The organism is Lysinibacillus sp. FSL M8-0337, from assembly GCF_038593855.1.
GTDB lineage: Bacteria > Bacillota > Bacilli > Bacillales_A > Planococcaceae > Lysinibacillus > Lysinibacillus sphaericus_D.
In genome coordinates this window covers 1,198,842-1,213,242 of sequence record NZ_CP151996.1, presented here as the reverse complement: position 1 = coordinate 1,213,242, position 14,401 = coordinate 1,198,842, and the positions used below count along the sequence as shown (strand labels likewise).

The 14,401-nt window shown below is 33.8% G+C and carries 13 protein-coding genes and 1 other annotated feature; of the genes, 3 read left to right on the top strand and 10 right to left on the bottom strand.

Features of this window, described 5'->3' with window-relative positions; translation table 11 throughout:
* Positions 1 to 21 precede the first annotated feature (21 nt).
* The 5 genes from MKY08_RS05545 to proS all read right to left on the bottom strand — a co-directional run bounded on the left by MKY08_RS05545 (position 22) and on the right by proS (position 6,598).
* The gene (locus tag MKY08_RS05545) at positions 22 to 651 is read right to left on the bottom strand and encodes a response regulator transcription factor (RefSeq protein WP_081327887.1); all 630 of its coding nucleotides are present in this window, start codon (positions 649 to 651) and stop codon (positions 22 to 24) included.
* Positions 638 to 2,884 carry an ATP-binding protein gene (locus tag MKY08_RS05540; RefSeq protein ID WP_069509930.1) on the bottom strand — a complete coding sequence of 749 codons (2,247 nt, stop codon included), beginning with the start codon at positions 2,882 to 2,884 and terminating at the stop codon, positions 638 to 640. Before MKY08_RS05540 ends, MKY08_RS05545 begins: the two co-directional genes overlap by 14 nt.
* A gap of 4 nt (positions 2,885 to 2,888) precedes the next feature.
* Positions 2,889 to 3,065: a competence pheromone ComX gene (comX, locus tag MKY08_RS05535; protein ID WP_103977245.1), complete on the bottom strand. Its 177-nt coding sequence runs from the start codon at positions 3,063 to 3,065 to the stop codon at positions 2,889 to 2,891.
* 12 nt (positions 3,066 to 3,077) lie between these two features.
* Entirely contained in the window at positions 3,078 to 3,947 is an 870-nt protein-coding gene (locus tag MKY08_RS05530) for a class 1 isoprenoid biosynthesis enzyme (RefSeq protein ID WP_081327888.1), read from the bottom strand.
* Positions 3,948 to 5,161: 1,214 nt separating this feature from the next.
* Positions 5,162 to 6,598, bottom strand: coding sequence for a proline--tRNA ligase (gene proS / locus MKY08_RS05525; protein WP_069509933.1), 1,437 nt, complete (start codon positions 6,596 to 6,598; stop codon positions 5,162 to 5,164).
* A 210-nt stretch (positions 6,599 to 6,808) separates the two neighbouring features.
* Positions 6,809 to 7,022, bottom strand: a binding site (T-box leader).
* Between the two features lie 223 nt (positions 7,023 to 7,245).
* Here proS and MKY08_RS05520 point away from each other — a divergent pair.
* Positions 7,246 to 7,602, top strand: coding sequence for a YbgA family protein (locus tag MKY08_RS05520; RefSeq protein WP_069509934.1), 357 nt, complete (start codon positions 7,246 to 7,248; stop codon positions 7,600 to 7,602).
* Between the two features lie 75 nt (positions 7,603 to 7,677).
* On the top strand, positions 7,678 to 8,052 hold the full coding sequence (locus tag MKY08_RS05515; protein ID WP_069509935.1) for a BRCT domain-containing protein: 375 nt from the start codon (positions 7,678 to 7,680) through the stop codon (positions 8,050 to 8,052).
* A 77-nt stretch (positions 8,053 to 8,129) separates the two neighbouring features.
* On the opposite strand, the gene MKY08_RS05510 is transcribed toward MKY08_RS05515, so the two are convergent.
* Genes MKY08_RS05510 through MKY08_RS05500 form a run of 3 tightly spaced genes read right to left on the bottom strand, consistent with a single transcriptional unit; the run spans position 8,130 to position 10,889 of the window.
* Complete coding sequence (locus MKY08_RS05510; protein WP_069509936.1) at positions 8,130 to 8,798, bottom strand: PIG-L deacetylase family protein; 669 nt, start codon at positions 8,796 to 8,798, stop codon at positions 8,130 to 8,132.
* On the bottom strand, positions 8,795 to 9,967 hold the full coding sequence (gene neuC / locus MKY08_RS05505; RefSeq protein ID WP_069509937.1) for a UDP-N-acetylglucosamine 2-epimerase: 1,173 nt from the start codon (positions 9,965 to 9,967) through the stop codon (positions 8,795 to 8,797). Before neuC ends, MKY08_RS05510 begins: the two co-directional genes overlap by 4 nt.
* Positions 9,957 to 10,889: a GNAT family N-acetyltransferase gene (locus tag MKY08_RS05500; protein WP_069509938.1), complete on the bottom strand. Its 933-nt coding sequence runs from the start codon at positions 10,887 to 10,889 to the stop codon at positions 9,957 to 9,959. The genes neuC and MKY08_RS05500 overlap by 11 nt, the downstream gene beginning before the upstream one ends.
* 227 nt (positions 10,890 to 11,116) lie before the next feature.
* On the opposite strand from MKY08_RS05500, the gene MKY08_RS05495 reads away from it, so the two are divergent.
* Positions 11,117 to 12,703 carry a flagellin gene (locus MKY08_RS05495; protein WP_069509940.1) on the top strand — a complete coding sequence of 529 codons (1,587 nt, stop codon included), beginning with the start codon at positions 11,117 to 11,119 and terminating at the stop codon, positions 12,701 to 12,703.
* A 95-nt stretch (positions 12,704 to 12,798) separates the two neighbouring features.
* On the opposite strand, the gene MKY08_RS05490 is transcribed toward MKY08_RS05495, so the two are convergent.
* Together MKY08_RS05490 and MKY08_RS05485 are read right to left on the bottom strand one after the other, a co-directional pair.
* Positions 12,799 to 13,407 (bottom strand): peptidylprolyl isomerase, encoded by a 609-nt coding sequence (locus MKY08_RS05490; RefSeq protein ID WP_069510754.1) that lies wholly within the window; start codon positions 13,405 to 13,407, stop codon positions 12,799 to 12,801.
* Positions 13,408 to 13,518: 111 nt separating this feature from the next.
* Positions 13,519 to 14,358 (bottom strand): metallophosphoesterase, encoded by an 840-nt coding sequence (locus MKY08_RS05485; protein ID WP_218107209.1) that lies wholly within the window; start codon positions 14,356 to 14,358, stop codon positions 13,519 to 13,521.
* Positions 14,359 to 14,401: the final 43 nt, after the last annotated feature.

Here is a 14,401-nt window from a genome sequence, read left to right as displayed (position 1 = left end):
ACCTCAGTCGAATCTTTATACCTAATTAAAATGATATTTATCAGTTTCTAAAGTAGTTAATTCATTCCATTTAACAGCTGCCTCTGCTCGTGATTCAACACCAAGCTTAGAAAAAATGGTTGTTAATACTTTCTCTATTGTCCGTTGGCTTAAATGAATTTCTAGTGCAATAGCCTTATTAGTATAGCCATCTCTGACAAAATCTAAAATTTGTCGTTCTCTCTCTGTCAAGTTTATAGACTCTTTAGCTCCAACATTATGTACACACAGCTTTTTAAGAAGCGAAAGTGAAATAATAACTTTCCCTTCAAGTGCATATTGAATTGTATCAATCAATTGTTTTCTACTTTCCGTTTTACTAATAAATCCTGATATCCCCTTGTTTAATAATTCGGGTAAATATTTCTCGATATTATAACCTGTATAAATAATCGCGATTGCTTCAGGATGAATTTTAAGTAACTTTTGAATAAATTGCAGTCCATCCATCCCTGCTAAGTTAAAATCAATTAAGTAAATATCATAAAATGATTCAGATAAGTGCTGTAATGCAATACAGGGATCTGTAAACACCACTGCTTGACAGTCTAGTTCAGCTTGCAATATGGCCCGTGTGCCTTCACCAATAGCAATATGGTCATCCAATACCATTATTTTCAAAATCCTCACCTATTTTCATAGATAGTTTAATATTTGTCCCTTGTGGCTGATTTGAGCTTATTAAAAATGTCCCCTGATAATACTTGATACGCTCCTTCATTCCCATTAGTCCTATACTTTTCATACAGTCTTGTTGAATATTTTCATCAATATCAATACCAATTCCATCATCCCAATAGTCAATAAAAACTTTTTGTGCTCGGGATGTTAATGAAATATAGACGGACTGTGCTTGTGAATGTTTATTTGCATTGGAGAGCAACTCTTGAATAATACGATAGATTGTAGTGGATTGCTGCAATGATAAACCTTCAATCCTTTGAAAATCCTCTTTAATCAAAAAGTTAAACCGAATTTTACATTTCTGTATTAACTCCTCTAACGAGCGGTGGAGACCAAGTCTATCGATTAAAGGCGGATATAAATTTTCACAAATTTCTCTTGTATTATCCACAATATCCAGTACTTCTTCACGCAAATGCATAAAAGCCTCTTTGTCATCTTTTTCTTTTGTTGCAGCTTCTTCCATATTACGACTCATACGAATCAAATCTTGTAAAATCGTATCATGTATCTCTGTAGATAACCGTAAACGTTCTTTCTCTGAAGACAAAATCCATAGCCTATTGTACCATCGAGGTGCTTGCAATTTGTCTAACTTCGTCAGTTGTGCCATAAGTTCATCCAACTTAAGTGAATTATCGATAATGCTTTGAACATAATACAAAAAAAGTTCAAGCATTTTTAAAGATTCGGACGGTATTTTACGAAATTTTGTGTCTGTGATTGCTAACAACTTAGAGTCTACTGTTTCATAGAGTACCAATATGTATTTCGTGTCATGTTTATAAATTAAATTTGGACAAATAGCACGACACTTATGTTCTTCTATATAACCAAGAGATTGTGTTAAATGATCTTCTATAATCTCAATATTATTCAACATTAACATTAGATTTAGCTCTTGTTTAATATACTCCATAAGCTTGTCGAAGTTAGTAGCATAATGTGCTGATGATTTAATAAAGCGATAAAAATTGGAAAAATTATAGTTCTTTAAAGTACTTAAATAACGAGCATTCCGTACTTCCATACTTTCCTTGTATGACAACAGTAAGATGGATGAAATAAACGTAATCAAAAAATAAAGACTATATATGTAAAACGAGCGTACTTCCTCAAGAGTTAGTAAAATAAACGATAACATGAGACTGAATGGAATCGCCAATTGTAAATGTGAAAACATGCGATCAAGCGCATATTGTAAGTTAACAAAATTCCCTGCCATCTCTAAGTAAATCAGACAAATAGGGACCACTAATAAAAACAACGCCGTCACATCTGCAGGTAGAAATGGATGCACATTAAAAATTGTTGGAATGCCATAACATAATGCAAACGGTCCAATTCCTAAAAAAAAGATGCAGAATAATGGCTTGGCATAGTATTTAGCATTGCTTTTAGCTGCGACAATAATATTAATTGCTAGTAAGCAGGATAAAATTAAATAGACTGATAGTTCAAATATAATTTGTACTTTCAGAAGATCTTCCATGAAAATCCGCACTATATTTATCACTACAATCATTATACCGATAACATAAAAAGCATTACGCAACTTTTTTTGAAAGGCATCACTCATTGTTCTTAAAAAATAATTACAGTAGAAAATACAATTCACAATGCTAAGGAAGATCGCTAATGAATTAATAACAATACTAATGAAATCTCCTCGTCCTGCAGCACCTGCACTTATATACGCTAATGCCGTAAACTGTAAATGAAAAATCAAATACTGTTTGTTCTTAGTAAGTATTTGTTTAAATAAAAAAAGACAAAAAGCAGTTGTGATTAAGGTATATAATAACGGCATTATTAATTGCTTTATTAATTGTGCATTTATATTCTTATTCGAGACGATTAACTTTTCCACTTTTCCTTCATGCCATATTGTTATGCTATGCGCTTGTGTAATTAGAAAAGGGGATGAAGTATTGACTGACAGCTTCATCCCATCTAATTCTAAAACTTTCGTATAGGGCTCTAAATTTTGAGATGCTGCCCAACTTTCCTCTTCAATCTGTTGAATATACCAACTTTGATCTTGTGATTGAGCCAGGGTAATTCCAATAATAGGCCCATTAACGATAACTGATAAACAATACAACTGTATGAAAAAAGTGAGAAAAAGCGAAATTAAGATTTTAGCTTTTCCTTGTTCCATCTGTTTACGGACGCCAATACATTAAATATGAATCCTTTAATGTTTTCTTTTCACCATGTTCAAAGGATTCTAAAATTAAATTTTGCTCTAGTTCATTTACATTTAAAAGTGAAACTCTTTTTTCTTTTAAAAGATCTAAAATATTGCGATTTTTATTAATATATTGAACGATTTCTAACATGTCCTTCACCTCTTAAATATATTTTTGGAATAGCGATACATCTTGAGTTGGATAAATTTCTTTTAGTAATTCAAGTGCTAGATTTCGATATTTAGACTGTAATAGATGCATGTATATAGATAACCCTGAAGCTTCAATTTGCTGTGGCGAAATGCACATATTCTTTGTTGAATCGACCTGCTGACTATAATACAAGCGTAATTCATCAAATGCTGAATCTTCATATTGTAATAGATACAATATTGGCAATGTTCTTTTTTTGTTTTGTAAATCTTTTTGTAAGTTTAATAAGTCGCCATAATCATTATTTAACTGTGCAACCATTGCAATATAGTACGCACTCATTTCAAGCTTTTCGGAATACTTTCCAGTTGCTAATACTTCTCCGAGCAATGAAGAAAGTGCTATTAACGAACCGGATTTCTTCTTAACAACAGCTACATACATTTCTTCAGATGTAATCTGATTGATTAGGTCATGATGCTGACCATCAACTGCTTGAAGTAAGTAATGGCAAAATAAACGAGTAACCTCACTTTTATAAGGTATTTCTACCTTTTGTAGCTCCAACATAACGATACTAACGAAAGCTGTCGAAGCATTAAGCAATAAATTCCCCTCTATTCCCCATTTTGATTCATCACCGTCTTCGATATCATCAACAATATCTGTAAAAAGAATCCAGAGTTCCAAAAGATTAAAAACTTCCTGGATAGATTTCGTTAATATACCGCCATTCAATTGAAAATGCAATTTACTTAAATCACTAAAATCACCACCTTCATGTTGATCTAACAAGGAGGTTAAACAACGGCTAAACTCATCCGATAGTTGATAATTACTGATAATTCGCCTTAATGATTGTTTTATTTCTTCCATCATTCACCTTACCAATTATTTATTTTAATTGCGATTTGGCTTTGAGCTACTTCTAACAATCAAAATGAATAGTTAACAATGCAGATATCCTTGGTGTTTGACTTCGGGTATTTCAAGTAAATATACTTCCACCTTAAAATAACAAAGGAGTTGTGCTTCCTAGAATGAACAACAGGCAGCGCACATATTGCTAAGAATTCATTACATTTAACATACTTAATTTTGACTGTTATGTATCACCACTTTCAAACGGCATCAGAGGCATAAATAATAAAGGTGATTTCGCTCTTTTGTATGAATGGAAAAGCCCATCTATTTACAATTATTTTAGAGCTAATCATTAAATTTGTCATCTATGACTCATGACAGTTATCCTTTTTTCCAATCATTAACTATTATACCTAAAATACTAAAAATGTAAATATATTCATAAATATTAATACCTATTAACAATATAATGCATTAATTTACATAATTACGCAACTATAGTTTCATAAATTTTATTAGTACAAATATAGCAAGAAAGAATTTAAGTAACTCACTATAAATGCTGTATTTCATAAAGGATACGCTCTATTGACAGGTAAAAATAAATTAAAAGGAATGTAACACAGTGTAAAGAAGAGCTTTTTTCAATAGGTGACTGCATTATTGTTTCCATATGAGGGACAACCTCAAAATCAGCTATATACATCAAGACGAGAAAAGCAATATTGCTGTATTTTTCCATTTTTTTGGAGAAGGGGCTATTCTGGAGACTACAAATACAAGCATTAAAATGTTAGTAGAAGATACATTTCAAAGAGAGGAAATCATAACGAAATACTCTAAATCTAAGCACAATTCAGTTAGAAGAGGCTGGGACCAAGAGAAAAAGTGTTAGATTGATGGCAGTCAATCTAACACTTTTTTGCTACGCCGTTATTGTCCGCTTCGGCGGTGCTTTCCGCTCAGCACAGTAAGCCGTAACCCTCGCTAACGCGCGGAATGCCCGCGTCTTACGCTGTGTGCGTTCTGAGCAGGAGTCACCGCCTTCGCTACCAACAACTAGTGCACCCTTCTATTTTTTTATTGCTAAAGCAAGAATAGCAAGTTCTCCATATAGCAAAAATTTATGAACACCTTTCCTCTGTTCCTTAAATTTTTTTAGTTATGTCCCAGCCTCTTTGTCAATACTCTGAGCATGTTAACATGCTTTCTACCATACAAAGTTAGATTTAGTAAGCGCGGGCGAACCAAACTGTATGTTGTGCTTCTTTCCCACAATGAATGCAAGTATGCTTTGTAACGGGTGGGTTAAATGGTATATTACGAGTTGTAAATTTTGTTTCTTCTTTTACCTTTTCTTCACACACATCATCTCCACACCAACCCGCTAAAATCCAACCTGGGATTGTTTCATTTTGTTCTGATTGAGCTAAATGCTGTTTTAACTGTTCCATTGAATCGATATGGGTATGAGAGTTGTTTGAACGGAAAGCTTTTGCTTTTTCAAATAGGCGCGTTTGCATCGTTTCAAGTTCTGTTTCTATGCTTTCTACAATTGTTTCTAAAGAAACAGATACTTTTTCTTCTTCATCTCGGGCTTTCATTAAGCCTTGCTGATTTTCTAAATCACGTGGTCCCAATTCAATACGCACAGGTACACCTTTTAGCTCCCATTCATTAAACTTATAACCAGGTGATTGGTCTGAATCATCAAGACGCACACGGATGCCCTTTGCTTTTAACGCAGTAAAAATTTCATCTAATTTCTCGATAATCTTAGGGTTCTTTTTCCAAGGACCAACTGGGATTAACACAACTTGCGTTGGAGCGATTCTTGGCGGTAAAACAAGACCTTGTTCATCACCATGCACCATAATAACAGAACCGATTAAACGGGTAGACGTACCCCATGATGTTGTATGCACATGGACATGTTTATTTTCTTTATTTAAATATTTGATATCAAAAGCTTCGGCAAATTTCGTACCTAAATAATGAGATGTCCCTGCTTGTACGGCCTTGCCATCCTTCATCATCGCTTCAATTGAAAATGTATCAACTGCTCCAGCAAAACGTTCTGACGGTGTTTTTTGTCCATCATAGACTGGAATTGCTAATAATCCTTCGACAACTTCTTTATAAATAGCTAACATTTGCATTGTTTCTTTCCGTGCATCTTCTTCATCAACATGCGCCGTATGGCCTTCTTGCCATAAAAATTCCGAAGTACGGATAAACGGCAGCGTTTTCTTTTCCCAACGGAATACATTGGCCCATTGATTGATTAAAACAGGAAGGTCTCGATAACTTTTAATCCAGTTTGAATACAAATGCCCAATCATTGTTTCCGAAGTTGGGCGCAGCGCTAAACGCTCTTCTAATTGTTCACCTGCCGCTTCGGTCACCCAAGGAAGCTCTGGCGAAAATCCTTCAATATGATCCTTTTCCTTTTGGAAAAAAGATTCTGGAATAAGCATCGGGAAGTAGGCATTGCGGTGACCTGTTTCCTTAAAACGCTTATCCATCTCCGCTTGAATATGTTCCCACAGTTCATAGCCGTCTGGTTTAAAGGCAATACAACCACGAACCGGCGTATAATCCATTAAATCCGCCTTTTGTATCGTTTCCACATACCATTTTGAAAAATCATTTGTTTTTTGAGACATCTTTTTTCCTCCTATTTTGAAAAAATCTATTTCACTTCGACAAAATAGCATCTAGACTTTATTCGAGCCTGCTCAAACAGCTCCTTTTAAAATCTATGTTACCCAGCGAAGCATTTAACTTAATTCGGTCAAGGCATGCATCCATATCTTTCGGCTTCATCCCTTAGCTAGGCCCAAATCAAGTTCATAAAAAAAGCATAAAGCATCCTAATAAAGGACGTCTTTACGCTAGTTGACGTGGTACCACCTTAGTTCGGCATAATTAATAATATGCCCTCTAAACGTTTGTAACGAAACTACTCGGTTAGTTGTTAACTGACATCTCCGTGGTAGGGTTCAATAAGAAGGGGTGCTATAGCTCTCAGCCTAGGCTATATTTTCTGTTTCACATTTCTTATTTACTTAGTCACATCATCGATTGTATATGTATACATTAATATACCAATTTGCTAAATGTAATTCAATCATTACGATAGGTCATTGAATGATAAAATATAGTTTGCATACTATTACGCTAGCTCTTGTATCAGCTTACCCAAATTCCCCTATTTTTAATAAATGCTTTACTATACCAGCATAAAAACATTTTGATGTTTTCATTAAATCAAGTAGAATGAGTTTGAAACAGTTATGTGAAAGGTGATTAGATGCAACGTCAACTAACAGAAAAATTATGGCGTGAAGAAAAATATCGCGTTATGTTTCATAGCCAAAAGCATTACAATCAACTCCGTCTGGCCATGCGCGACATGATGAGCCATGAACAAATTAAACAATTAATCGAAGTTGCATTACAACAAACGCCAACTGAAGGCAGCATGCGCAATGCTTGTCAGCATATGTGGGGATATTTCCGTAAAGTAGCCTCAATAGAAGAAAAACGAACATACGAGCAACTGCTTCTTACTTGTCAAATACCAGCGCTTCTTTGTTTTTTACAACAATTAGCCATTCAATATAACGTTACTTATTTACGTGAAAGTACTATTTTACAAATACAGTAGCAGTAGTTATTGCCTAAATGCAAGCCTACGAACAAGTGGCTCGCCCTTTAATATTAAGCTCTTAGGAGAATCTATATGAACACCAATAAGGACAACGATGACATTATCTTTCTTACTAATCTAACCGAACGTATAATGCATCCATTTTATAATAAACAAATCGTCTTTACAGGGGCTCTTTCTACGATGACACGCGCAGAAGCTGCAAAAAAAGCACGAGCTTGTGGCGGTTTAATGCAAGGGGCTGTCACTAAGGACACCGCTTTTGTTATTCTCGGTCATAACCGACGAGGCAAAAGCACGAAACATTTAAAAGCAGAGCAACTCATCCAACTTGGATACGACATTCAAATTATTGCTGAAGATGATTTTATTTGGCTTATTTCCATGCAAAAAGAGTATATACCTTCTTCAATCCTAGAAATATCAAAAAATGCACTCCAAAAATAAAAAACTGAAAGAGGACACCTTGTGCCTCCCTTTCAGTTATTCTTTGATAGAAAAATATTGGCGCACCCTACTAACAATCATATAATCCTTTCTTTTAATAACATAAATGCTTCTGCAGCCTCAAAGCCACTTGCAGCACCACGAACATAAGCAAGTGATGAAACAGCTTTTTCACTTCTTGGAAATGGAAAGTTACTAATTTCTGATTCATAAATATTCATAATTTCAATCTTACGCTGTAAATAGTCTTTAATATCAACATAAACATTAGGTCTAAAATTGTTTGCATCAGGATTTATTGTAAAATCCGTTTCAGATAAAGTTTCATAAGCTAATACTTTTTCTACAGATGAGTATCTAAACCATTTAGTACAAGCCATAGTTGCATCAAACACAAATTTATGATCAGAATGAATGTCACTTGGATAGGGTACGTATATTATGTTTGGTTGAATTTTATGAAAAACACTACTAATTGCTCCAATTAAATTACTTTCTGGGACTTGGTCTAACATAGCCGCTTCAAATCCCAACTCAAAGGTTTCATTGAAGTTATATTGCTTTGCCACCTTTGCAATTTCCTTAGCTCTTTTCAATTTAGCTTCTTCTTTAAAAAAGCTACCCATAGTAGTAATAATTAGCCAAAAAATTTTATCACCATGCTCTACATGTTTTAAAATAGTACCCCCACACCCTAGCGTTTCATCATCTGGGTGAGGTGTTACAATCACGACATTTTTACTCATTCATCTAAGTCCTCCAATGGGTCTGTTATTTTATATATAAAATCACTGTAATTTAAATTTTGTAAAAATTTTAATGCTCTTTGTGTGGATTGACCGTCCCCGTAAATAGATTTTACATTTTGTAATTTTTCTATATAATCCACATTTGATAGTCTATGAATTGCATTTTTTATCGATTGTTTAGAACTATCAACAAATAGAACGTTTTCAGTAGAATATCTTCCGACTTGCCGATTACCTACATTAATTACTGGCTTTTTTATCATAGGTGCTTCATAAATCCCCATACTTGAATTCCCAATTAAAAAAGAACTATTTCTAAAAAGATTTACAAATATATCTCTTGGAAGGTTTTTATACATAAAAAAATTAGTATCAGAAGAATATTTTTTTAATGTATTGATAATCTCTACTTGACCACTATCCGAATTTGGATATCCTACAAATGTAAAAATATTTTTTTCTTTTAAAACATCCAATATATTACTCAAATGTTCTCCAGAGTCCCGCTCATGTTGTGCTTCAGGATGAAAAATCAACAATGCATAATCTTCAATATCCATTGAAATACCTATCTTATTAAACACTTCTTCTTTAGTTAAAATGGGTGTATCTTTAAATTTGTCTAATGAAGGGCTACCAATGTTAAAAATTCTTGATTTTTCTTCGCCCATTGCAAGCAATCTTTTTTCTGAAACTTCATTAGATACAAAATGAATATTAGCTAATTTGGAAGTAGCGTGGCGGATAGGGTTATCTACATGACCGTCCGTACTATGATCGCCTCCAAAAAAATGCGCGACAGGTATATTTAAATAGGTCCCAATCGTTGCTCCAGTTAGGACTTCCTCTCTATCACCAACTACAATTATTAAATCTGGATTATAATCTACTATTGAATGGATGGCTCCTTGCATTAGAATAGATAAAGACTTGACCCTACCAGCAAGACTATTAGAGTCTAATAAAGATTCAATTTTTGCTAAAATAGGAATGCCATCCTTTATTATTTCTTGCACAGAGTATGCCATCGTTTCAGAAAGATGTGCACCACTAACAATTAATTTTAGTTCAAAACCCTCGATTTTATTTATTTCGCTATATAATTTGCTTAGTAAATCATAGTCTGAACGAATTCCAGTAAAAGCAACTATTTTTTTAGTAGACATCTGAATCACCCATAAAAATGTTCCACGATTTATAAGAACGAATGTTTATATTCTCATCAAGGCTTCTAGCTCCAAAATATGTAATAGGCATAGTATTTGTAAACCCAATTCTCTCAAAAGCACTATGAAGTGGATCATTTACATTTAGCCAGCAATTTATTTGCTCTTTTTTCTGCTCTTTAAAAATATTTATTAATTTCTTTATTAATTTAATTTTATCAACATCCGTTAATCCGTTGATTTCAACAATATCTATACTAGCTCCATATTCCTTATAAATAATATTAGCTCGATATACATCCAAATCTTTCAAATAATAATTGTAATATTCATTTACAGGATTATTTAAATAACGCCATTTATAATACGCTGAACTTTTTTTGACCTGATATTGTTTTTCTTTAGAAAACATAACTATTTTGTCAAAGCTATTGTCAAAACCATAACTATAAAGATCGTCTAAATCATTCATTTTTGCTGTGGATAGATTTAATGTAAATGTCGGAATTTCATAAATATCTTGCCACTGTAGTTTATTTTTAAAAATGCCATGAGAGTTATTATTAGGAAACCCCCAAATTAAACTGTAATTTCTTCTAATCATCTCTTGATATAATAGTTCAGCTAATTTAGTAAATAAACCGAGACCGTTATAATCAGGATGTGTCATTGTTGTCATTGACAGTGCAGCTTTATATGTAGTTTTATCATTCTCTATTAAATGAGGTGAAGCAGAATAATTTGCAATAATTTTATTATTATCTATCGCAACAGCAACTAATAAATCATCACAAGGATTATCATAATACCTCCATTTTAGAAAATTCGGATGAATATCACGATTAAATGAAATTCTAAAAAGTTCATTTAGTGACTCTAAATAATATATAAAATCATTCTTAGTTAATATCTTTATTTCCATTGTCGTCCCCTCTCTAATCCTTTATCTTTAACAACAACATTTAAACAATAACACAATTTAACATTATTGTTTATATAAAATAAAAATACCAATAAAAACATTTGATTACCCCGTACTTTTTATCTGTTTATCTATCCCTTAAAGTTTATTTCACTACATTTCTTGTTTTGTAGAATATTGGGTTATAATAATAAAATAGTTCTATATATAATATTAGGAGAATAGTTATGAAAATTCAACAAAGCAAAGGTCTATTTACTCAAAATCGTTATAACCATCTAAATACTGAGTTGAATAAAACACTTAATAAATTATCTACTGGTTACCAAGTTAATAAAGCTGCCGATAATGCTGCAGGGCTTGGTATTAGCGAAAAAATGAGAGGGCAAATTCGCGGGCTGGAACAAGCGGAGCAAAATGGACTAGCAGGAATATCACTTATCCAAACTGCTGAATCAGGGCTTGCCCAAATTCAAAATCCAAATTTAATTCGTTTGCGTGAGCTTACACTGCAAGCATGCAATGATACATTGACAAACCAAGACCGTGCACTAATTCAAAAAGAGATTGATGCCATTAAAAGCGGTATTAATGACATTGCAAATAACACGGAATACAATATGTTGCATCCATTACGCCAAGAGAAGTTATCAGGTTACTTTGAAATTGAAGGTGCAGAAAATTATATAATGAATAAATATCTTGCATTAAATGTTACGCCAGATGGTAGCTTTGACTTGCGAACAAATCTTGGCTATCCGGGTAGTGAAAATGATGATAATCGAATTTTAATTTATGGTGCAGGTAAAGCAACAACCCAACCTTCATTATTAGTAAATGGTAGTTCTAGTAACTTAAAAGCAAATATATTGCAGCCTACAACTTATTCGAATGGTATATTTAAAACTGTCTATTCCATAAATGATATACAAGTTACTCAATTTGTAAAATTAGTAGAAGATCAATTTGAATTTAAATATAGTATAGAAAATACAAGTAGTAGCCCTCAAAATGTCGGATTCTATTTCCATATGGATACAATGTTGGATACCGATGATAGAGCACCAATTATAGTTGATAATCAACAGTTGGCATATGAAAAAGGTTTTGTAGGAAGCGATGTGCCTAATTCATTTGAAGTCTTTAATAATGCAGGGAATTCAGAATTAAAAGCAAAAGGTACAATTACTGGCAACAATATTCTAATAGCTCCAGATGAATTCCGTGTTGGTCAATACACAAATATTCAATCTCCCGCTTGGACTGATAATAATCGCCCAGTTGGTGACAGCGGTTATGCATTAAAATGGAATGAACGTGCACTTACACCTGGAGAAACGCTAGAAGTGAATACTTTCTATGGATTAGATGTTCCTCCAACTGTAACAGATAGTACTTGGACACCGTCAACAGTTGATTCAGATTATTTGTTATTACAAGTAGGTCCAAATGCAGGACATCATTTTAAAGTTGTATTAACAGATGCGCGTACTACTTCCCTTGGTATTGATGGTCTTAACGTCTTAACACGCGAAGATGCTGAACAATCGCTTGCCTTCATCGACAATGCTAGCCTATATGTCTCGAAAGAACGTTCAAAATACGGGGCATATCAGAATGCATTAGAACACATTTTAACTAATGTTAATAATGCTAAAGAAAATCTTATTTCTGCAGAGTCTAAATTACGCGACACCGATATGGCTAAGGAAATTTCTAAATTACAAAAAGACCAAGTATTATTACAAGCATCTCAATCCATGATGGCCCACATAAATCAAACAAGCCAAGGCGTTTTAGAATTACTAAAATAAACAAGAGGAACGAAAATCTTTTCGCTCCTCTAAATAAAACACGTTGACCAGCTGCGCATCATCGCAGCCAATCAACGTGTATTTTAATGTGCGTACTATTTTTGCACTACTGGTGCAGGGTAGTCAAAGCCCTTTGTATCCACTTCGACTTTTTTCATGATTTGATCTTCTAATGGCTTATCTGTGGCATCACGTTCCACAGCAACGATTTCATCTACCGTTTCCATTCCTTCAATCACTTTGCCAAATGCAGCATATTGTTTATCAAGATGTGACGCTTCTTCCGTCATAATAAAAAATTGAGAGCCCGCAGAATTTGGATCACCTGTCCGTGCCATTGAAATGACACCGCGTTCATGTTTTAAATTATTTTCAAAGCCATTCTCAGTAAACTCACCTTTAATCGAATAATCGGGACCACCTGATCCATTTCCTGAAGGATCGCCCCCTTGAATCATAAAGCCAGGAATTACACGATGAAAAATAAGTCCATCATAAAATCCTTCGTTTACTAAGGAAATAAAGTTTGCCACTGTATTCGGCGCTACTTTAGGTTCTAGTTCAACCACAATTTTTTTATCATCGTTCATTGTAATCGTCACAATTGGATTTTCTTTCACAGCCGATGCATAATCTACTTTTTCTTCCGCTGTCTTCTCCTCTTTTGACGTCCCACAACCCGTCAGAACAAAAGCTGCTGCCATTAGGCTAAAAACAATATACAATATTTTAGATCGTGCCAATAGTTTTTCCACTCCTATATCATCAGTTTATTAAAGTATATAACTATGAGATTATTCATCACAACTTTAAACTTACAAATGAATAGTAAAAACAGCGATTTCAGGCGGCACCATAAAACGAGCAGCGATTCTAGACGTGCCAATACCCGTATTGACATAAAGCTGCATGCCATTGTCTTTATTAATCGTATAAAATCCATCATCATATTTTTCAGCCAACGACGTCTTTATAGTTTTCATAAAGGGAATCCTTATTTGCCCTCCATGACTATGTCCAGCTAACAGCAAATTAACGGAAGTATCTTGTAAAAGCTCTGCCATATCTGGCTCATGCATAAGTACAATTTCATAATCATACGTATCATTCATTTGCGATAGCAACAGGTCTATATCTGGCTTTCCAAGTAACCCATCATCCATTCCTCCGATAAATAGCTTTTTATCATTCGAAACTGGAACCGTAACGCCGCTATTATTCAATAATGTAAAATCAGCATTTATTAATAAATCTTCATAGATTTTAAAAGCTCCGCCACCATAATCACGATTACCCCATACTGCAAATTTCCCCATTGTCGCCTTCAGTTGCGATAAACTATCAGTGACTTCTTGTTTTTGTGGAAACGTAGAAAAATTTTCGAATAAATCCCCCGTAAACACAATCATATCAGGCGAAATTTGATTAATCTTTTCGACTAAACGATTTAATTGATTGACGGTATATGTTTCACTAACTTGAATATCTGATATTTGAACTATTTTAACTGATGCGCCTTTGTCTTCATTCAAATGATACGAATGAACGACAAGCATCTTTGGTTCAATTTTAAAAGCGTATCCTACAAGTAAACCTATTAATACCACGACTAATAAAACGATTTTTACAACTCTTTTAAAGTTCTTGTTCATCATTCGACTGCGAATGCCCCTTTCAAACTGATAGGTGCGTATTAAG